Origin of the sequence: Flavobacterium hydrophilum (assembly GCF_003202405.1) — a bacterium.
Classification (GTDB): domain Bacteria; phylum Bacteroidota; class Bacteroidia; order Flavobacteriales; family Flavobacteriaceae; genus Flavobacterium; species Flavobacterium hydrophilum.
Genome location: NZ_QJHL01000007.1, coordinates 108,572 through 130,238, shown reverse-complemented (window position 1 = coordinate 130,238; position 21,667 = coordinate 108,572). Strand labels below are relative to the sequence as shown.

Genomic DNA, 21,667 nt, shown 5'->3' with positions numbered 1-21,667 from the left:
AACACAAAAAAATTGGATACCGTTTTTTCACAACTTATAACGAACAAAAATAACAATTCAATTACATAATCCAACTATCAGCCATACTATTAACAAAAAATTATACACAATGCAAATAGTTAGGCATGAAGAAAAAACATATTAATGATTTTCCCGGGTATAAATAACAAATAAACGAAATTACTTAAACCAAAACAGAATCTTATTTATTTTTAAATCGGATTAATTAATAGTACTTTTGCAACCTATTTATACAAAATATGAGCTTTTTAAAAGAAATACAACGCAGAAGAACTTTTGGAATTATATCGCATCCTGATGCCGGTAAAACAACATTGACAGAAAAATTATTACTTTTTGGAGGTGCAATTCAGGAAGCAGGTGCTGTAAAAAACAATAAAATTAAAAAAGGAGCCACGAGTGATTTCATGGAAATTGAACGCCAAAGAGGTATTTCGGTTTCAACCTCTGTTCTTGCTTTTAATTATAATGACAAAAAAATCAATATCCTTGATACGCCCGGACACAAGGATTTTGCAGAAGATACTTTTAGAACTTTAACTGCTGTAGACAGCGTTATTGTGGTTATTGACGTTGCAAAAGGGGTTGAAGAACAAACTGAAAAATTGGTTGCTGTTTGTAGAATGCGTAACATTCCGATGATTGTCTTCATTAATAAATTAGACCGTGAAGGAAAAGATGCTTTTGACTTAATGGATGAAGTAGAACAAAAATTAGGCTTAAAAGTTACTCCATTAAGTTTTCCTATAGGAATGGGTTATGATTTTCAGGGAATTTATAATTTATGGGAAAAAAACATCAACCTTTTTAGTGGAGACAGTCGTAAAAACATCGAAGAAACTATTGCTTTTTCAGACGTTCAAAACAATCCGGAATTAGATAAAATTGTTGGTCAAAAAGCAGCAGAGAAACTTCGTGAGGAATTAGAATTAATTGATGAAGTATATCCAAAATTTGAACGTCAGGATTATTTAGATGGAAAAATTCAGCCTGTGTTTTTTGGCTCTGCGTTAAACAATTTTGGAGTTCGCGAGTTGTTGGATTGTTTCGTTACAATAGCACCATCACCAAGACCAAAAGATTCTGAAACCCGTCTGGTAGATCCTACTGAAGAAAAAATGTCCGGTTTTGTATTTAAAATCCATGCTAATATGGATCCAAAACACCGTGATCGTTTAGCATTTATTAAAATTGTTTCGGGAACATTTGAAAGAAACAAACCTTATTATCATGTTCGACAAAAGAAAAACCTAAAATTCTCTAGTCCGAATGCCTTTTTTGCTGAGAAAAAAGAGATTGTTGATATTTCATATCCTGGAGATATCGTTGGTTTGCATGACACAGGAAATTTCAAGATTGGAGACACATTAACTGAAGGAGAATTAATGAGTTTCAAAGGAATTCCAAGTTTTTCACCTGAACACTTTAGATACATTAACAATGCTGATCCAATGAAAGCAAAACAATTGGACAAAGGAATTGATCAGTTAATGGACGAGGGGGTAGCGCAGTTGTTTACATTAGAAATGAATAACCGTAAAGTTATCGGAACAGTTGGAGCGCTGCAATATGAAGTAATTCAATACCGTTTAGAACATGAATATGGCGCAAAATGTACTTATGAAAATTTTCCTGTTCACAAAGCTTGTTGGGTAAAACCGAATGATCCTAAAAGTGAAGAATTCAAAGAATTTAAACGAATCAAACAAAAATTTCTGGCTCATGACAAATATGGACAATTAGTATTTTTAGCTGATTCTGACTTTACAATTCAAATGACCCAAAGTAAATACCCAAATGTGAAATTATTTTTCACCTCGGAATTTGAATAGCATGTTGTCATTATAAATATAAATCAAAAAGCGCCAACTTTGAAAGTTGGCGCTTTTTTAAGAATTAAATTAACCTTTATATGGAAAAATTAATTTTCTTTATTTTATGTTAAGTCAAAAGTATGATTAAACAGTAAGCTATTAAAACATACTCGTTGAAAGTAAATTAAATCGGACAAAATACACTTTTTACAAACTATTTATAAAAAAAAGCTCCATTTCTGGAGCTTTAAAACTTTTATGCTTGTCCTGCCGGACCAAAATTAAGCGGGATTGGTGCTTGTTCAGTTTCTTTGATTTCACCATGGGCAGCTTCAAAGCGATGAATATTTTCTCCAATAGCTCTCAATAATCTTTTAGCATGTTGTGGAGTCAGGACAATTCTTGACTTCACCTTGGCTTTTGGAGTACCCGGCATAATATTTACAAAATCTAAAACAAATTCAGATGATGAGTGATTGATAATCGCAAGATTAGAATAAATTCCTTCTGCAATAGTTTCATCTAACTCAATATTAATTTGCTCTTGTTGTTTCGGATTACTCATAATTTGAATATTTTTTCAATTTCCCTCTTTCGGAAAAGAGGGAATTGATAAGAATTAATAAATATACTCTTCTTTATTTGCCATCATTTCATTGTAATCGTCTTTAGATCCTACGATTGTATTATCGTATTCTCTCATACCAGTTCCCGCAGGGATTCTGTGTCCAACAATTACATTTTCTTTTAATCCTTCAAGATCATCAACTTTTCCTGCTACTGCAGCTTCGTTAAGTACTTTTGTAGTTTCTTGGAATGACGCAGCCGAAATGAATGATTTAGTTTGTAACGAAGCTCTTGTAATACCTTGTAGAACTGGCGTTGCAGTTGCGGTAATTACATCTCTTGCTACAACTAGGTTTTTATCATTTCTCTTCAATAACGAATTTTCATCACGTAATTCACGAGGTGTAATAATCTGACCTGGTTTCAATACTGAAGAATCTCCAGCATCTTCAACTACTTTCATACCGTATAATTTATCGTTTTGAACGATGAAATCTTTAGTGTGAATTAATTGATCTTCTAAGAATAAGGTATCTCCTGGATCCTGAACTCTTACTTTACGCATCATTTGACGAATAACTACCTCAAAGTGCTTGTCATTAATTTTTACCCCTTGTAAACGGTAAACCTCCTGAATTTCATTTACCAAATACTGTTGAACAGCTGCTGGCCCCTGAATTCTCAAAATATCATCCGGAGTAATTGCTCCATCAGACAATGGAACACCCGCTCTTACAAAGTCATTTTCCTGAACCAGAATTTGACTAGATAATTTTACAAGATATTTTCTAACATCACCAAATTTAGATTCAATAACGATCTCACGGTTACCTCTTTTGATTTTTCCGAAAGAAACAACACCGTCAATTTCAGAAACTACAGCTGGGTTTGAAGGATTACGAGCTTCTAATAACTCTGTAATTCTTGGTAAACCTCCTGTAATATCCCCAGATTTAGAAGAACGACGTGGAATCTTAACTAATACTTTACCAGCTTTAATTTTCTCTCCATTCTCAACCATTAAGTGTGCACCTACTGGTAAGTTGTATGAACGAATTAATTCTCCTTCTTTACCGTAAACCAATAAAGTTGGAATTAGTTTTTTGTTTCTAGCCTCAGAAATTACTTTTTCCTGGAAACCAGTTTGCTCATCAATTTCAACCATGAATGTTTGTCCTTGTTCTAAATCCTCGTAAGCAATCTTACCAGTAAACTCAGAAACAATTACCCCATTATATGGATCCCACTTACAGATTACAGTTCCTTTTGCGACAGTATCACCATCATTAACAAAAATACTAGATCCGTAAGGAATGTTATGTGTATTTAAAACAATTCCAGTTTTCTCGTCAACCAATTTCAATTCAGTTGAACGTGAAACCACGATATCAACAGAATTTCCTTCGCTATCTTCTCCTTTAACTGTTTTTAAATCTTCAATTTCAAGTCTACCGTTGAATCTTGTAACAATACTAGACTCTTCAGAGATACCTCCGGCAACCCCTCCAACGTGGAATGTACGAAGTGTCAACTGTGTACCTGGCTCTCCAATAGACTGAGCTGCAATAACTCCGACAGCTTCACCTCTTTGTGTCATTTTTCCGGTAGCTAAGTTTCTACCGTAACATTTAGCACAAATACCCTTTGTAGCCTCACAAGTTAATGGAGATCTAACCTCTACTTTTTCAACTGGAGAAGCTTCAATAGTTCTCATAATTGCTTCAGTAATTTGTTGACCAGACTCAACCATCACTTCGTTAGTAAGTGGATTTATAACATCTTGCAATGCAACACGTCCTAAAATTCTCTCTCCTAAAGATTCAACGATTTCCTCATTTTTCTTCAATGCAGCTACTTCAACACCTCTAAGAGTTCCACAATCTTCGATGTTAACAATAACATCTTGAGAAACGTCATGAAGCCTTCTTGTCAAGTAACCAGCATCGGCCGTTTTAAGAGCCGTATCCGCAAGACCTTTACGAGCACCGTGAGTAGAAATGAAGTACTCAAGGATCGAAAGACCTTCCTTAAAGTTAGAAAGAATCGGGTTTTCAATAATCTCACCACCACCGGCAGTAGATTTTTTAGGCTTAGCCATCAATCCACGCATACCTGTTAACTGACGAATCTGTTCCTTAGAACCCCTCGCCCCAGAGTCAAGCATCATATATACAGAGTTGAACCCTTGTTGGTCTTCTCTAATATTTTTCATTGCTAACTCTGTTAACTGAGCATTCGCTGAAGTCCATACGTCAATAACCTGGTTGTAACGCTCGTTATTGGTAATAAGACCCATGTTATAGTTCGTTGAGATACCTTCAACTTGTTCTCTGGCATCAGCAATTAACTTCGTTTTTTGTTCTGGAATTCTAATATCACCTAAAGAGAATGATAAACCTCCTCTAAATGCGAATTTATAACCCATATCTTTCATATTATCCAGGAAAGCTGCCGTTGTAGGTACATCAGTCACACTTAAAATGTGTCCGATAATATCTCTAAGGTTTTTCTTAGTCAATACGTCATTTATATATCCAGCTGCTTCAGGTACTACTTCGTTAAATAATACACGTCCTGCAGTTGTTTGAATAATTTGGTACACTAATTCTCCAGAATCATTAAAATCTTTTGCTCTAATTTTTACACGGGCATTCAATTCTAATCTTCCTTCGTTTAATGCAATGTTCACTTCTTCAGCAGAATAGAAAGTCAAATCCTGACCTAAAATAATATGATCTTCTGTAGAAATACGCTCTTTGGTCATGTAGTACAGACCTAAAACCATGTCCTGAGATGGTACCGTAATAGGTGCACCATTTGCAGGGTTCAAGATATTATGAGAAGCCAACATTAATAATTGTGCCTCTAAAATAGCTTCTGGTCCTAATGGTAAGTGAACCGCCATCTGGTCACCATCGAAATCGGCGTTGAAAGCCGTACATACTAATGGGTGTAACTGGATGGCTTTTCCTTCAATTAATTTTGGCTGGAAAGCCTGAATACCAAGTCTGTGCAAAGTAGGAGCACGGTTCAGTAATACTGGGTGTCCTTTAATTACATTTTCTAAAATATCCCAAACTACCGGCTCTTTTTTGTCTATGATTTTCTTAGCAGATTTTACTGTTTTAACAATACCTCTTTCAATCAATTTACGGATAACGAAAGGTTTGTATAACTCAGATGCCATATCTTTTGGCAATCCGCATTCGAATAATTTTAATTCAGGACCAACAACAATTACCGAACGGGCAGAATAATCCACACGTTTTCCAAGTAAGTTTTGACGAAAACGTCCTTGCTTACCTTTTAAGGAATCAGATAATGATTTTAATGGTCTGTTAGATTCTGTTTTAACAGCAGAAGCTTTACGAGTGTTATCGAATAATGAATCTACAGATTCTTGTAACATACGTTTCTCGTTTCTTAAGATAACTTCTGGAGCTTTAATCTCCATTAATCTTTTCAAACGGTTGTTACGGATAATTACACGACGGTATAAGTCGTTCAAATCTGAAGTTGCAAAACGACCTCCATCAAGTGGCACAAGCGGACGTAATTCTGGTGGGATAACTGGAACCACTTTCATAATCATCCATTCTGGACGGTTTTCGCGGTTTAAGTTAGACTCACGGAAAGATTCAACAACTTGTAATCTTTTTAAAGCCTCCGTTTTTCTTTGTTTAGAAGTCTCGTTGTTAGCGCTGTGTCTTAATTCATAAGATAAAGCATCTAAGTCAATACGAGCTAATAAATCCATAATACATTCTGCTCCCATTTTGGCAACAAATTTATTAGGATCCATGTCATCTAAATACTGGTTTTCTTGTGGAAGAGTATCTAAAATATTCAAATATTCTTCTTCAGTTAAGAAATCTAATCTTTGTAATGATTCTCCATCTGCATTTTTAGCAATACCAGCCTGGATTACTACGTATCTTTCGTAGTAAATGATCATATCTAATTTCTTAGATGGAAGACCAAGGATATAACCAATTTTGTTAGGAAGAGAACGGAAGTACCAAATGTGAGCAATTGGCACAACAAGGTTTATGTGTCCTACTCTATCACGACGTACTTTTTTCTCAGTAACTTCAACACCACAACGGTCACAGATTATACCTTTGTAACGAATTCTTTTATACTTACCACAAGCACATTCGAAATCTTTTACTGGTCCGAAGATTCTTTCACAGAAAAGTCCGTCACGCTCTGGTTTGTGAGTTCTATAGTTAATAGTTTCTGGCTTTAAAACCTCTCCTCTTGATTCTTTCAAGATAGATTCTGGCGAAGCCAATCCAATAGAAATTTTATTAAATCTTTTTACTGGATTCTTATCTTTATTGTTTCTGTTATTCATCATAGTTTTTACTATTGATTTATTTACAATTAAAAAATTGAATTTAGATTTATAATCTACTCTTTAAAAGATAAAGAGTTAATCATTCGCCACTACCACGGGTTACTTCTCTAAACCTCAAACTATTATTTGAAGTGCTAGTTATAAAATGCATCGCATTGTTATAAAAAATCGGAACGGGTTACGGGTATAAATCTTTAAAAACTGATATAAATGAGTAATCAGTCCCATTAAAAAATGAGACTGACTACCAAACTTTTATTTATTCTTCCAAACGAAGATCTAATCCTAGACCTTTCAATTCGTGCATTAATACATTGAATGATTCTGGTAAACCTGGTTCTGGCATAGTTTCACCCTTAACGATAGCTTCGTAGGTTTTAGCTCTACCAATAACGTCATCAGACTTAACAGTTAAGATTTCACGTAGTGTACTAGAAGCTCCATAAGCCTCAAGTGCCCAAACCTCCATCTCTCCAAAACGCTGACCTCCAAATTGAGCCTTACCTCCAAGTGGTTGTTGCGTAATCAATGAGTATGGTCCGATAGAACGTGCGTGCATCTTATCATCAACCATGTGTCCTAATTTAAGCATGTAAATTACACCCACAGTTGCTTTTTGTGCAAAACGCTCTCCAGTTCCACCATCATAAAGATAAGTATGTCCGAAACGTGGTACGTTAGCTTCATCAGTTAATTCATTAATTTGATCTAAAGAAGCGCCGTCAAAAATTGGAGTAGCAAATTTTCTACCCAAGTTCATACCAGCCCATCCAAGAACAGTCTCATAAATCTGACCAATGTTCATACGTGAAGGTACCCCAAGTGGATTCAATACGATATCTACTGGTGTTCCATCCTCTAAGAAAGGCATATCTTCATGACGAACGATTCTTGCAACAATACCTTTGTTACCGTGACGTCCTGCCATTTTATCACCAACTTTTAACTTACGTTTTTTAGCGATGTAGATTTTAGCCAATTTCAAGATTCCAGATGGTAATTCATCTCCAACTGTAATAGTGAATTTTTCTCTTCTTAAAGATCCTTGTAAGTCGTTCAGCTTAATTTTATAGTTATGAATTAAATCATTAACCATTTTATTTGTAGCATCATCAGCAACCCATTGACCTTTGCTTAAGTGAGCAAAATCTTCTACTGCGTAAAGCATTTTTTGAGTATATTTTTTACCTTTTGGTAAAACTTCTTCACCCAAATCATTCATTACACCCTGAGATGTTTTTCCGTTAACAATCAAGAACAATTTTTCAACTAATCTGTCTTTTAATTCAACAAATTTAGTTTCAAATTCCATTTCTAAAGCGCCTAAAGCATCTTTATCCTGAGTACGTTTACGTTTATCTTTTACGGCTCTTGCAAATAATTTTTTGTCAAGAACTACACCATGTAAAGATGGAGAAGCTTTTAATGAAGCGTCTTTTACATCACCTGCTTTATCCCCGAAGATTGCACGAAGCAATTTCTCTTCCGGAGTAGGATCTGATTCTCCTTTTGGTGTAATTTTTCCGATCAAAATGTCGCCAGGTTTAACCTCTGCTCCAATTCTGATCATACCGTTTTCATCTAAATCTTTAGTAGCTTCTTCAGAAACGTTAGGAATATCGTTTGTTAACTCTTCATTTCCTAACTTAGTATCTCTAACCTCTAATGAATAATCATCAACGTGGATAGATGTAAAAATATCATCACGAACTACTTTTTCAGAAATTACAATCGCATCCTCAAAGTTATATCCTTTCCATGGCATGAACGCAACTTTTAAGTTTCTACCTAAAGCTAATTCTCCATTTTGAGTAGCATAACCCTCAGACAATACTTGTCCAGGAATAACTCTGTCACCTTTTCTTACGATTGGTTTCAAGTTAATACTTGTACCTTGATTTGTTTTTCTAAATTTAATTAAGTTGTATGTTTTCTCATCAGAATCAAAACTTACCATTCTTTCTTCTTCAGTACGGTCGTATTTAATAGTAATGATGTTTGCATCAACATATTCTACAGTTCCATCTCCTTCAGCATTAATCAATACTCTAGAATCTGAAGCTACCTGACGCTCTAAACCTGTACCAACAATCGGCGCTTCCGGACGGATCAAAGGAACCGCCTGACGCATCATGTTAGATCCCATCAACGCACGGTTCGCATCATCATGCTCCAAGAAAGGAATCAATGAAGCTGAAATCGAAGCAATCTGGTTAGGCGCAACGTCTGTATAATGTACAGCTGATGGCTCAACAACTGGGAAGTCACCTTCCTCACGAGCAATAACATTAGAAGCAGTGATTTTTCCAGAAGCATCCATTTCAATGTTTGCCTGAGCAATCATTTTTCCTTCTTCTTCTTCTGCACTTAAATAAATTGGAGTGCTTTCTAAATCTACTACACCATCTGTTACTTTACGGTATGGAGTTTCGATGAAACCCATTCCGTTTACTTTTGCATAAACACCAAGGGATGAAATCAAACCAATGTTTGGTCCCTCTGGAGTTTCAATCGGACATAAACGACCATAGTGTGTATAGTGAACGTCACGAACCTCAAATCCAGCTCTCTCTCTCGAAAGTCCACCAGGCCCAAGTGCAGATAATCTTCTTTTGTGCGTAATCTCAGCAAGTGGATTCGTTTGATCCATAAATTGAGACAACTGGTTTGTACCAAAGAAAGAGTTGATAACTGATGATAATGTTTTAGCATTAATCAAATCAATTGGTGTAAACACCTCGTTATCTCTAACGTTCATTCTCTCGCGAATAGTTCTAGCCATACGTGCTAAACCAACACCGAATTGTTGAGACAATTGTTCTCCAACTGTTCTAACACGACGGTTTGATAAGTGATCAATATCATCAATCTCAGCTTTAGAGTTGATAAGCTCGATCAAATATTTTACAATTGTAATGATATCTTCTTTGGTAAGCACTTGCTTATCCATAGGGATATCTAAATTCAATTTCTTGTTCATTCTGTAACGACCAACTTCACCTAAGTTATAACGTTGATCAGAGAAGAACAGTTTATCTATAATACCACGAGCAGTTTCCTCATCAGGCGGTTCAGCGTTACGCAACTGACGATAAATGTGCTCTACAGCTTCTTTTTCAGAGTTTGTTGGATCTTTTTGTAATGTATTGTGGATAATAGCATAATCCGCTTGGTTATTATCCTCCTTGTGTAACAAAATAGATTTAACGTTAGAATCTATGATCTCTTCAACATTATCTTTGTCAATAATTGTATCACGATCAAGGATGATTTCGTTACGTTCGATAGAAACTACCTCTCCAGTATCCTCATCAACGAAATCCTCATGCCATGTATTCAATACACGCGCAGCAAGTCTTCTTCCAATATATTTTTTAATTCCTGTTTTAGAAACTTTGATTTCTTCTGCTAAGTCGAAAATCTCTAAGATATCTTTATCTCTTTCGAATCCGATAGCACGGAATAAGGTTGTAACAGGTAATTTTTTCTTTCTATCGATATACGCGTACATTACGCTGTTGATATCTGTAGAGAATTCTATCCAAGAACCTTTAAAAGGAATTACTCTTGCAGAATAAAGTTTAGTTCCGTTTGCGTGGAATGACTGTCCAAAGAAAACCCCTGGAGAACGGTGTAATTGAGATACTACAACACGTTCGGCACCATTGATTACAAAAGTACCACTTGGAGTCATGTAAGGTATTGTTCCAAGATAAACATCTTGTACAATTGTTTCAAAATCTTCATGTTCAGGATCTGTACAGTATAGTTTTAACCTGGCTTTTAAAGGCACACTATAAGTAAGACCTCTCTCTATACATTCTTGAATGGTATAACGTGGCGGATCTACAAAATAATCAAGAAACTCCAATACAAAGTTATTTCTGGTATCTGTAATTGGGAAATTTTCCATGAAGGTATTGTACAATCCTTCGTCGCCTCTTTCGTCAGATTTGGTTTCCAATTGGAAAAAATCTTTAAACGATTTTACCTGAACATCTAGAAAATCCGGATATTGAGGTATGTTTTTGGTAGAGGCAAAATTCAATCTTTCAGTCTGATTTGTTATCATCAATGGACAAAATTTTGATTAAAAAAAAGTAATTTTTTTTGTGTAAAAACACACTGCGTAGTTTATACTTTCTTTTTAAAACCAATACATCTTTAAAAATAAACCAAGAATTCAGTTCAATTTTTTTTCTTCGTATTGATCAAAAACTTTTTCGTATTTTAAACTATTTGATAATAAAATTTAATGTATTTTATTATACGAAAAATGGTTTAGGCCTTTGAGTGTTAACTCAGGACCTAAACCTAGTTCTTAAAACTGAGTTGAATTATTTAAGCTCAACTACAGCTCCAGCTTCTTCTAATGATTTTTTAAGACCTTCAGCCTCTTCTTTAGAAACACCTTCTTTAACGTTACTTGGAGCACCGTCAACTACATCTTTAGCTTCTTTAAGACCTAAACCTGTAAGTTCTTTTACCAATTTCACAACTGCTAATTTAGAAGCACCAGCTTCTTTCAATACAACTGTAAATTCAGTTTGTGCTTCTTCAGCAGCACCTTCTCCACCACCTGCAGCAACTACTACAGCTGCAGCAGCAGGCTCGATACCATACTCATCTTTTAATATTGTTGCTAATTCGTTAACTTCTTTAACTGTTAGGTTAACTAATTGTTCTGCGAATTGTTTCAAATCTGCCATTTTTTCTATCGTTTAAAATGATTTGTAAAATTATATTTTGTTTATTGTGCGCTAATTAAGCAACAGGAAAACTTAATTCCCCTGAATGAATTACTATGCCTCAGCTTCTTCGCTACCAGCGAATTTATTTTGTAACGCTGAAATAATTCTTTGTGCTGGTGATTGCAATAATCCAATAAGTTCTCCAAGAAGTTCTTCTTTAGATTTAATAGTTGCTAATGCATCTAATTGATCATCTCCAATATAAATTTCAGAATTAATATAAGCTCCTTTTAATACAGGTTTAGCTGATTTTTTTCTGAAATCTTTAATTATTTTTCCAGGTGCATTTGCAACATCTGAAATAAATATAGCACTATTACCACTCAAAACTGAAGGTAAATCACCATAGTCATTAGATGAAGCTTCCATTGCTTTTGCAAGCAATGTATTTTTTACAACCTCTAATTTTATACCTGCTTTAAAGCAAGCTCTTCTCAAGCTTGAAGTAGTTTCTGCATTTAATCCAGAAATATCAGAAATATAAATGATATTTGTACCAGCTAACTGTGCAGTTAAATCTTCAATCGCGATTGATTTTTCTTCTCTAGTCATACTAAAAATTATTAACTACCAATTATACTGCTTTTGGGTCCAATGCAATAGCAGGACTCATAGTGCTTGTAAGGTGAATACCTTTAATGTAGGTACCTTTAGCAGCAGTTGGTTTAAGTTTGATTAATGTTTGAATAATTTCGTGTGCATTGTCATAAATTTGCTCAGCTCCAAAAGAAACTTTACCAATTCCTGCATGTACAATACCAGTTTTATCAACTTTAAAGTCAATTTTACCAGCTTTAACCTCAGTAACAGCTTTAGCTACATCCATAGTTACTGTACCTGTTTTAGGGTTTGGCATTAAACCTCTAGGTCCTAAAATACGACCTAATGGACCTAATTTACCCATAACAGCAGGCATGGTGATGATAACATCAACATCTGTCCAACCATCTTTAATTTTTTGTAAGTAATCATCAAGACCTACATAATCAGCACCAGCTTCTTTAGCTTCAGCTTCTTTATCTGGAGTAACCAATGCTAATACTTTAACATCTTTACCAGTACCATGAGGTAGTGTAACTACACCTCTAACCATTTGATTCGCTTTTCTTGGATCGACACCCAAACGAACTGCGATATCAACAGACTCATCAAATTTTGCAGAAGCTATAACTTTAATTAATGCAGCAGCATCTTTCAAAGTATATAGTTTGTTCTTTTCAATTTTTGAAGCAGCCTCTTTTTGCTTTTTTGTCAATTTTGCCATTTCTTTCTCTTAATTAAAAAGGAGCATCTCCTGATACAGTTATACCCATAGATCTTGCAGTTCCAGCAATCATACTCATTGCAGATTCGATTGTGAATGCATTTAAATCTACCATTTTATCTTCAGCAATTGCTTTGATAACATCCCAAGTAACACTAGCTACTTTTTTACGATTTGGTTCACCTGATCCAGACTTTAGCTTTGCTGCTTCCATTAACTGTACTGCAGCTGGAGGAGTCTTAACAACAAAATCAAATGATTTGTCTTTGTACACAGTGATTTGCACTGGACAAATTTTGCCAGGTTTATCCTGAGTTCTAGCATTAAATTGCTTACAGAACTCCATGATATTAACCCCAGCAGCTCCTAAAGCAGGTCCAACCGGTGGCGACGGGTTCGCAGCACCTCCCTTAACTTGTAGTTTAACTACCTTACTAATTTCTTTAGCCATTTTTTAAAAAATTTAACACCCTAATCATTGGAAGCGATTACGGTGGATATTATAGATGTAACAAAAAATTATACTTTTTCAACTTGCATAAAACTCAATTCTAATGGTGTTTTTCTTCCAAAAATCTTAACCATTACTTCAAGTTTACGCTTTTCTTCATTAATTTTTTCAACTGTACCATTAAAACCATTAAAAGGACCATCGATCACTTTTACAGTTTCACCTAAGTTGAAAGGAATAGCACGAGTATCTGTGTTTACAGCCAACTCATCTACTTTACCCAACATTCTATTTACTTCAGAAAGCCTCAAAGGAACAGGTTCTCCGCCTTTGATCTCACCTAAAAATCCAATTACACTAGTAATAGACTTAATAATATGTGGTATCTCACCAACTAAATTGGCTTCGATCATAACGTATCCAGGAAAATAAACTTTATCCTTAGACATTTTTTTTCCTTCTTTTACAGTAACTACTTTTTCTGTAGGCACTAAAACTTGGGAAACATAATCACCCATACCTAATCTGGCAATTTCAGTTTCGATATAAGCTTTGACTTTATTCTCTTGTCCGCTTACTGCTCTAACCACATACCATTTTTTCACATTATTATCTGCCATCACAAAAAATTTATCCTTTTAACCAGTTAAAAAATCCAGCCAAAGCTTTTGCAAAAAATTCGTCTGTTCCCCATGTTGCCAAAGCAAACAAAATCGAAAATACAGCCACAACAATTGTCAATTTCTGAACTTCAGCCCAAGCAGGCCAAGTAACATTTGACTTTAACTCTTCGAAAGCCTCTGATAAATAATTAGTAACTTTTGTCATTTGATATATTTTTTATTGCACGGGCGGAGGGATTCGAACCCCCATCAACGGTTTTGGAGACCGCTATTCTACCCTTGAACTACGCCCGTAATTAAAAGCCAGTCATTTCAATTAAGAAAATCAACTGGCTTCTTATAGTTTTTTTTTGCAGGATTATCCTACGATTTCAGTCACCTGACCTGCACCTACAGTTCTACCACCTTCACGGATAGCAAAACGTAAACCTACACTCATTGCGATTGGGCTTAACAAGGCAACATTAATAGTCAAGTTATCTCCTGGCATTACCATCTCTACTCCTTCTGGCAAAGTAATAACTCCTGTTACGTCAGTTGTACGTACGTAGAACTGTGGACGGTAGTTATTATGGAATGGAGTATGACGTCCACCTTCTTCTTTTTTCAAGATATAAACCTCAGCTTTGAAAGTAGCGTGCGGCTTTACTGATCCTGGCTTAATGATAACCATTCCTCTTTTGATAGATTCTTTATCAATACCTCTTAACAATAAACCTACGTTATCTCCAGCTTCTCCTCTGTCAAGGATTTTACGGAACATCTCAACTCCTGTAATAGTAGAAGTTAATTTATCAGCTCCCATACCAATGATTTCAACTGGATCTCCTGTATTAGCAATACCTGTTTCGATACGACCTGTAGCAACAGTTCCACGACCAGTAATTGTAAATACATCTTCAACCGGCATCAAGAATGGCTTAGCTACGTCACGCACTGGCTCTTCGATCCAAGCATCAACAGCTTCCATTAATTCAATGATTTTTGGTACCCAAGCAGGATCATTATTCAATCCTCCTAAAGCAGAACCTTGAACAACAGGACCATTATCTCCATCATATTCGTAGAAAGATAATAAATCTCTGATTTCCATTTCAACAAGCTCTAACAATTCAGCATCGTCAACCATATCCACTTTGTTCATGAAAACAACGATTCTTGGAATACCAACCTGACGACCTAAAAGGATGTGCTCACGAGTTTGCGGCATTGGACCATCTGTAGCAGCAACTACTAAGATAGCTCCGTCCATTTGAGCAGCACCAGTAACCATGTTCTTTACGTAATCCGCGTGACCTGGACAGTCAACGTGAGCGTAGTGACGATTAGCTGTTTCATACTCTACGTGTGATGTATTAATGGTAATACCTCTTTCTTTCTCCTCTGGAGCGTTATCGATTTGATCAAAAGATTTTGCTTGACAGTAACCAGCATCAGACAATACTTTTGTAATTGCTGCAGTTAATGTAGTTTTTCCGTGATCCACGTGTCCAATTGTACCTATGTTTAAGTGCGGTTTGGAACGATTAAAATTCTCCTTTGCCATTTTACTTAATTTTTAATCTTAGTTATATATTAATTCAATTTCCTACTTACTTGAGCCAACTACGGGAATTGAACCCGTGACCTCTTCCTTACCAAGGAAGCACTCTACCCCTGAGCTAAGTCGGCAGAGAGTTCTGATTTTAGATCTTTGAATTTAGAATCAGATTTAAAAAAAATCTAAAACTAAAATCCAAAACCTCAACTTCTTTTATTGTGGGGAGAGCAGGATTCGAACCTGCGAAGTTCACACAGCAGATTTACAGTCTGCCCTCGTTGGCCGCTTGAGTATCTCCCCTTTTTTATCAATAATTGCATGAACAATTTCAAATCGCATTTGAAACATTTAGAGCCGGCGGAGGGACTCGAACCCACGACCTGCTGATTACAAATCAGCTGCTCTAGCCAACTGAGCTACGCTGGCAATATCAATAAAAAAGTCCGCTATTTCTAACGGACTGCAAATGTAGCTATTTTATCTTTGTATCAAAACATTTTTCGAAAAAAATTTTCAATTAAATGTGTGCCCTTACTTTTTCTTTCCTTTTTACCAATAAACGTTCTAAAGATTCAGCAGAAAGCTCTACAGCTTCCTCAAAAGTTTTACACTGTTTTTTAACCAAAAAATCATCTCCAGGAACATTAATCTTAATCTCTACCGCCTTGTTCTCTTTATCACTTGTTCTTTCAACTTTTAAAAAAACATCTGACGAAACAACACGATCGTAGTATTTTTCCAGCTTATCCATTCTTTCCTGAATAAAATCCACCAACTTTCTGTCAACAGTGAAGTTAACTGCATGAACATCTACCTTCATAATATAAATTTTAGGGTTTAACATTTCAGAATTACTATTTATTTCTTGGATGCGCATCACCATACACCTTTTTAAGCTCTGCTAAACTATTATGAGTATAAACCTGTGTCGATGCCAAACTTGAATGCCCTAATAATTCTTTAACTGAATTTAAATCTGCCCCATTATTAAGTAAGTGGGTCGCAAAAGTATGCCTAAGCACATGCGGACTCTTCTTTACCTTCTCAGAGACTTTACTAAAGTATGAATTTATTAAACGATACACAAAAGATTCACTCAATTTTAACCCTTTTTTTGAAATAAAAAAACAATCCACATCTATTATTCTCTCCACTGAAGCTCGCTCACTTAAATAAGATTTAAACTGCTCAACAACGATTGGCAAAACCGGAATAATACGCTCTTTATTTCTTTTACCCAAAACCTTAATCACACTAGAAGACAAATCAACATTATGAATCATTAAACCAATCAACTCTGCTCTTCGCAATCCAGTTGTGTAAAACAAATCCACAATTAACTTATCCCGTATTTCTTCAAAACCAACCGGATCAGCCACCTCCCGCATCAAATCTGCCAGCTCTTTTTCTGAAAATGGAATCTGTACAATTTTTGGCGTCTTCAAGGCTTTATGCTTCAACATCGGACTAACATCTATCTGCTTTATTTTTAATAGAAATTTATAATACGCTTTCAATGAAGCCATTTTTCTATTAACAGAAACATTTGAAATATTTTCATCAACCAAAGAAACAATCCAACTTCTAATCTGACTATAATTTACCCCATCAATATCCCCATGTTCGAAATAAGCCATATTAAACGCCTCAAAAAATGTGATATCATTTAAATAAGCATTAACAGTATGAAGAGAATACTTTTTCTCATACTGAAGATAATCCCGAAACGCCTCTTTATTTGTTTTCATTTTTAATTCCCAACATACATTCATATCTAAAACACAATTTCACTTAAGCAATTCTAAATTCGATTATATAAAAGCCCAGAATTAAGCATAAAAAAAACCGTTAGCATCAAAGTTATTACATTTTGATGACTAACGGTAATTATTATTTTACAAAAGCTATATACTAACTCTCTAAACTATCTCTCAAGTTTTGAATGTAAGCCGCTTTTTGAATTTGAGCTCTTTTGACAACAGAAGGCTTAATAAAAGCAGTACGTGCTCTTAATTGACGAACAGTTCCTGTTTTATCAAATTTTCTTTTATAGCGCTTTAATGCTCTATCGATATTTTCTCCGTCTTTAATTGGTATAATTAACATAATATAGACACCTCCTTTCGTTAAGGCTGCAAAAGTATATATTAATTATGAATTATGAGTTATAAATTATGAATTATTTTTTTGAGAATGAATTAATAAACCAAATCACCTTCAACTTCTTAATCTTTCAATAAATTTCTGGAGATAACCAACTTTTGAATTTCAGTTGTTCCTTCACCGATTGTGCATAGTTTAGCATCTCTGTAGAATTTTTCAACGGGAAAATCTTTTGTATATCCATAACCACCGTGAATTTGAATAGCTTCATTAGCAATTTTCACACAAGCTTCAGAAGCATACATTTTAGCCATAGCCCCCATAGTTGTAACCGGTTTATGTCGTTGTTTGAAGAAAGCCGCCTTGTGCAATAACAATTCTGAAGCTTCAATTTCAGTTGCCATGTCAGCCAATTTAAAGGATATACCCTGAAAACTGCTAATTGGCTGCCCGAACTGATGTCTTTCTTTGGAATATTTCAAAGCTGCCTCATAAGCACCTTTTGCAATTCCAAGTGACAGGGCGCCAATTGAGATCCTTCCTCCGTCTAATATTTTCATTGCCTGAACAAAGCCTTGCCCTACTTCTCCTAATCTATTTGCATCAGACACACGGCAATTATCAAAAACCAGTTCTGCGGTCTCACTTGCACGCATACCTAATTTATTTTCTTTTTTTCCAGATGTAAATCCTGGCATTCCTTTTTCAAAAACAAATGCAGTCATTCCTTTTGAATCCCCTTTTTCACCTGTACGAACAATTACAACAGCAACATCTCCTGAAATTGCATGAGTTATAAAATTTTTAGCTCCGTTTACAACCCAAAAGTCACCATCTTTAACAGCAGTAGTATTCATTCCACCAGCATCAGAACCTGTATTGTGTTCTGTTAATCCCCACGCACCAATATGCTCTGCAGTTGCTAATTTTGGAAGCCATTTTTTCTTTTGTGCTTCATTTCCGAAAGTTAAAATGTGATTCGTACATAACGAATTATGAGCTGCAACAGATAATCCTATCGATGGATCTACTTTTGAAATTTCTTCGACTACAGTAATATATTCATGATAACCTAAACCAGATCCTCCATATTCTTCGGGAACTAAAACTCCCATAAATCCCATTTCACCCAGTTTTTTAAATAGAGGAATTGGAAATATTTGCGCTTCATCCCATTCCATTATATAAGGTCTTATATTTTTTTCAGCAAAATCTTTTATAGACTGAGCAATCATAGATTGCGTTTCATTGTAATCAAAATTCATTTGTAACCTGTTTTAGAACTCCAAATATAAACCAATTATATTTGCTTTTTCAACAGGAAACCCTTTAATTTTTGATAAATCCTCAATATTTTGAATATCTCCATTCATACTTCTAAAGGTCACAATTTGTTTTGCCAGTGTATATCTGAAATATGGAAACTTGGCTAACTCTTTTAAAGACGCGTCATTTACAGCTATTTTTTTTATTTTTGGAAACACGGAAACTTTAAAATGTTTATTCAATTCGATTATAACTTCCGGAGAAAGTCCCCAAACATCATTTATTTGTTCCATCGAAACAAAAGCTTCAAGACTTTCTTTTTGCTTTAAAATTCGCAATGATAACGCTTCACCAATTCCGTGAATTTTCATAAAGTCTTCCTGACTTGCCTGGTTAATATCTAAAACTGTAACTTTTTCTTTTTTAGAAAATGATTTTAGAACATATTCACTTTTGTAGTTTTTAAAAGTTTTTTTATTCTGCGCCCAATTCGGAAATTTAAAATAAGGCGAAATAGCATTTAATAAAGAATCCGAAACTTTTGTCACTTTCTGAAATTCCTCAACAGAATTCACATATTTATTTTCTTTCCTGTAAGCCAGCAATCTATCAATTTCCTGAATTGACATTCCTAGTTTATATCCTTTATAATCTGAAATAAAATTTGGATTAAAAGGATAAATTTTTGGTTTATCCTTATTTTGAATTGCTTTTAGTGAGTCAATTTCAGATTGCAAAGCCAGCCATTCTTGTTTTTTCTGAGAGATTTTTTCAGTCTGACTGAAATCTGAAAAAAAATAAAATAATTGTAAAGCTATAATAACAATAAAAAGTACAAAAACACCTTTACGCTGTTGACTTGTAAACTTAAAATGTGAACCAATATTTGTAAAATTCATTAGGACAAAGTTTATTAAGCCATAAAAGTATAAATTTATTAAGAAAATACATCTTTCAAAATATTTTTAGATTAGAATCAATTTATATTTGTTACAAAAAGCGCAACAGATGGGAGATAACACAGCGCTTTTCTTATCTTATTCAACAAAAAAATAAATATTTTATAACTTAAAACCACATAATTGTTTTTATTTTTTATAAAAAAGAATACATTTGGAGCTTAATAACAATAAACCAATATAATAGTATGTCAATTTGGAAAACTAAACCTCTTTCGGTATTGCTTGGTGAAGCATCCGAATCTGAAAAAGGATTAAAAAGAACCTTATCTTCACGTTCGCTTGTTGCACTTGGAGTTGGAGCAATTATTGGAGCAGGGCTATTTTCGCTTACAGGAATTGCCGCAGCAGACCATGCTGGTCCCGCAGTTACACTATCATTTATTTTAGCTGCAGTAGGATGTGCATTTGCAGGTCTCTGTTATGCTGAATTTGCCTCAATGATTCCTGTTGCCGGTAGTGCATATACCTATTCTTATGCAACCATGGGAGAGTTTATGGCCTGGATTATTGGCTGGGATTTGGTTTTAGAATATGCTTTAGGAGCTGCTACAGTTGGAGTGAGCTGGTCACGCTATCTTCTTGAACTTCTTGCTAAATTTAATATTCATCTTCCTCCTGATTTAATTTGTTCTCCCTGGGAAAAATTGACTTTAAGTAATGGCACAGTAATAGAGGGCGGTATTGTTAATTTGCCGGCAATTTTTATTGTTTCGTTACTTTCTTTATTATTAATTAAAGGAACAAAAGAATCTGCTACAATAAACAATATTCTGGTTGTTGTAAAAGTTGCAGTGGTTATCATCTTTATAGTTTTAGGATGGAAATTTATCGACACAACTAACTACACTCCATACATTCCTGAAAACACTGGTGTATTCGGAAAATTTGGGTGGTCAGGAATTGCCGCCGGAGCCGGTACAGTTTTCTTTGCTTTTATTGGTTTTGATGCCGTATCGACTGCGGCACAAGAAGCCAAAGATCCTCAAAAAGGAATGCCAGTTGGTATTTTAGGTTCTTTAATAATTTGTACCTTATTATATGTATTATTCTCTCATGTTATGACTGGACTGGTTCCTTATTATAAGTTTGCTGGAGACGCAAAACCAGCAGCTACTGCTTTTGCTGTTACGGGATATGATTTTTTACAAACCGGTTTAATTGTAGCCATTTTAGCTGGTTATACTTCTGTAATGCTGGTAATGTTAATGGGACAAAGCCGTGTATTTTACACTATGAGTAAAGATGGTTTACTGCCTCCTTTCTTTAGCGAAATACATGCAAAATTCCGTACTCCATGGAAAACGAATCTTTTCTTCTTAATATTTGTTAGTTTATTTGCCGGACTTGTTCCTGTAAGTGACTTAGGTCATATGGTAAGTATCGGAACTTTATTAGCATTCGTATTGGTTTGCATCGGTGTTATGGTGATGCGTAAGAAAATGCCGGATGCACCAAGAGCATTTAAAACTCCATGGGTTCCTTTTGTTCCTGTCGCGGGTATTGTCATCTGTTTTGCTTTAATGTATTCGTTACCAAACGAAAGCTGGGCAAGGCTTGTAATCTGGATGGCATTAGGAGTTGTTATTTATTTTCTATACGGAAAGAAAAATAGTAAATTGAACAATCCGGAATAGAATCATTTATAAAATAAAAAAAAGGATTATGAAGCTAAAAACTTTATAATCCTTTTTTTTATTTACAAATCAAAAACTGAAGTTCGTTTCGCCCGAATTAAGTCTTTTAACTTAATCCAGAAAGCTAAAGTAAGATATACACCAAACCATAAACCCGCGGTTACAAACGAGATATAAATAAAAAACAACCGAACATTTGTTACCCTCATTCCAAGTTTATCAGCTAATCTGGATGAGACATGAAAACCGTATTTTTCGAAAAAGAATTTCAGTTTTAAAATGAGTGACATAAAATTGGGTTTAATTTCGTC

18 protein-coding genes and 4 tRNA genes are annotated in these 21,667 nt (G+C 34.9%); 2 read left to right on the top strand and 20 right to left on the bottom strand.

The window, feature by feature from the left end; translation table 11 throughout:
- Positions 1 to 260: 260 nt before the first annotated feature.
- The gene (locus DMB68_RS21405) at positions 261 to 1,853 is read left to right on the top strand and encodes a peptide chain release factor 3 (RefSeq protein WP_110348662.1); all 1,593 of its coding nucleotides are present in this window, start codon (positions 261 to 263) and stop codon (positions 1,851 to 1,853) included.
- A 238-nt stretch (positions 1,854 to 2,091) separates the two neighbouring features.
- Here DMB68_RS21405 and DMB68_RS21400 read toward each other — a convergent pair whose 3' ends face one another.
- The 19 genes from DMB68_RS21400 to DMB68_RS21310 all read right to left on the bottom strand — a co-directional run bounded on the left by DMB68_RS21400 (position 2,092) and on the right by DMB68_RS21310 (position 19,659).
- Complete coding sequence (locus tag DMB68_RS21400) at positions 2,092 to 2,400, bottom strand: DUF3467 domain-containing protein (protein WP_025572408.1); 309 nt, start codon at positions 2,398 to 2,400, stop codon at positions 2,092 to 2,094.
- A gap of 54 nt (positions 2,401 to 2,454) precedes the next feature.
- Positions 2,455 to 6,762, bottom strand: coding sequence for a DNA-directed RNA polymerase subunit beta' (rpoC, locus tag DMB68_RS21395; RefSeq protein ID WP_110348661.1), 4,308 nt, complete (start codon positions 6,760 to 6,762; stop codon positions 2,455 to 2,457).
- A 259-nt stretch (positions 6,763 to 7,021) separates the two neighbouring features.
- Positions 7,022 to 10,834, bottom strand: a complete 3,813-nt coding sequence (gene rpoB / locus DMB68_RS21390) for a DNA-directed RNA polymerase subunit beta (RefSeq protein WP_110348660.1) — start codon at positions 10,832 to 10,834, stop codon at positions 7,022 to 7,024.
- Positions 10,835 to 11,099: 265 nt separating this feature from the next.
- On the bottom strand, positions 11,100 to 11,471 hold the full coding sequence (gene rplL, locus DMB68_RS21385) for a 50S ribosomal protein L7/L12 (RefSeq protein WP_007807437.1): 372 nt from the start codon (positions 11,469 to 11,471) through the stop codon (positions 11,100 to 11,102).
- Positions 11,472 to 11,564: 93 nt separating this feature from the next.
- Positions 11,565 to 12,065: a 50S ribosomal protein L10 gene (rplJ, locus tag DMB68_RS21380; RefSeq protein WP_110348659.1), complete on the bottom strand. Its 501-nt coding sequence runs from the start codon at positions 12,063 to 12,065 to the stop codon at positions 11,565 to 11,567.
- 22 nt (positions 12,066 to 12,087) lie between these two features.
- The gene (rplA, locus tag DMB68_RS21375) at positions 12,088 to 12,777 is read right to left on the bottom strand and encodes a 50S ribosomal protein L1 (RefSeq protein WP_110348658.1); all 690 of its coding nucleotides are present in this window, start codon (positions 12,775 to 12,777) and stop codon (positions 12,088 to 12,090) included.
- 13 nt (positions 12,778 to 12,790) lie between these two features.
- Entirely contained in the window at positions 12,791 to 13,228 is a 438-nt protein-coding gene (rplK, locus tag DMB68_RS21370) for a 50S ribosomal protein L11 (RefSeq protein WP_110308668.1), read from the bottom strand.
- Positions 13,229 to 13,296: 68 nt separating this feature from the next.
- On the bottom strand, positions 13,297 to 13,848 hold the full coding sequence (gene nusG, locus DMB68_RS21365; protein WP_029273444.1) for a transcription termination/antitermination protein NusG: 552 nt from the start codon (positions 13,846 to 13,848) through the stop codon (positions 13,297 to 13,299).
- A 10-nt stretch (positions 13,849 to 13,858) separates the two neighbouring features.
- Positions 13,859 to 14,056 carry a preprotein translocase subunit SecE gene (gene secE / locus DMB68_RS21360; RefSeq protein WP_047777913.1) on the bottom strand — a complete coding sequence of 66 codons (198 nt, stop codon included), beginning with the start codon at positions 14,054 to 14,056 and terminating at the stop codon, positions 13,859 to 13,861.
- An 18-nt stretch (positions 14,057 to 14,074) separates the two neighbouring features.
- Positions 14,075 to 14,145 (bottom strand) — tRNA-Trp (locus DMB68_RS21355).
- A 64-nt stretch (positions 14,146 to 14,209) separates the two neighbouring features.
- Positions 14,210 to 15,397 carry an elongation factor Tu gene (gene tuf, locus DMB68_RS21350; protein WP_031456758.1) on the bottom strand — a complete coding sequence of 396 codons (1,188 nt, stop codon included), beginning with the start codon at positions 15,395 to 15,397 and terminating at the stop codon, positions 14,210 to 14,212.
- 53 nt (positions 15,398 to 15,450) lie between these two features.
- Positions 15,451 to 15,522 (bottom strand) — tRNA-Thr (locus tag DMB68_RS21345).
- A gap of 88 nt (positions 15,523 to 15,610) precedes the next feature.
- Positions 15,611 to 15,691, bottom strand: a tRNA-Tyr gene (locus DMB68_RS21340).
- A gap of 52 nt (positions 15,692 to 15,743) precedes the next feature.
- Positions 15,744 to 15,817, bottom strand: a tRNA-Thr gene (locus DMB68_RS21335).
- 91 nt (positions 15,818 to 15,908) lie between these two features.
- On the bottom strand, positions 15,909 to 16,211 hold the full coding sequence (gene hpf / locus DMB68_RS21330; RefSeq protein WP_110348740.1) for a ribosome hibernation-promoting factor, HPF/YfiA family: 303 nt from the start codon (positions 16,209 to 16,211) through the stop codon (positions 15,909 to 15,911).
- 34 nt (positions 16,212 to 16,245) lie between these two features.
- Complete coding sequence (locus DMB68_RS21325; RefSeq protein WP_110348741.1) at positions 16,246 to 17,139, bottom strand: tyrosine-type recombinase/integrase; 894 nt, start codon at positions 17,137 to 17,139, stop codon at positions 16,246 to 16,248.
- Between the two features lie 163 nt (positions 17,140 to 17,302).
- A complete protein-coding gene (rpsU, locus tag DMB68_RS21320; RefSeq protein ID WP_110348657.1) occupies positions 17,303 to 17,497 on the bottom strand; it encodes a 30S ribosomal protein S21 in 195 nt (64 codons plus the stop codon).
- A gap of 119 nt (positions 17,498 to 17,616) precedes the next feature.
- Complete coding sequence (locus tag DMB68_RS21315) at positions 17,617 to 18,759, bottom strand: acyl-CoA dehydrogenase family protein (RefSeq protein WP_110348656.1); 1,143 nt, start codon at positions 18,757 to 18,759, stop codon at positions 17,617 to 17,619.
- Positions 18,760 to 18,771: 12 nt separating this feature from the next.
- Complete coding sequence (locus DMB68_RS21310) at positions 18,772 to 19,659, bottom strand: ComEA family DNA-binding protein (RefSeq protein ID WP_110348655.1); 888 nt, start codon at positions 19,657 to 19,659, stop codon at positions 18,772 to 18,774.
- A 248-nt stretch (positions 19,660 to 19,907) separates the two neighbouring features.
- Here DMB68_RS21310 and DMB68_RS21305 point away from each other — a divergent pair, with 248 nt between their 5' ends.
- Entirely contained in the window at positions 19,908 to 21,356 is a 1,449-nt protein-coding gene (locus tag DMB68_RS21305) for an amino acid permease (protein ID WP_110348654.1), read from the top strand.
- Positions 21,357 to 21,418: 62 nt separating this feature from the next.
- Here the strand turns inward: DMB68_RS21305 and DMB68_RS21300 are convergent, their stop codons facing one another.
- Positions 21,419 to 21,646 (bottom strand): PspC domain-containing protein, encoded by a 228-nt coding sequence (locus DMB68_RS21300; protein ID WP_110348653.1) that lies wholly within the window; start codon positions 21,644 to 21,646, stop codon positions 21,419 to 21,421.
- Between the last annotated feature and the right edge of the window lie 21 nt (positions 21,647 to 21,667).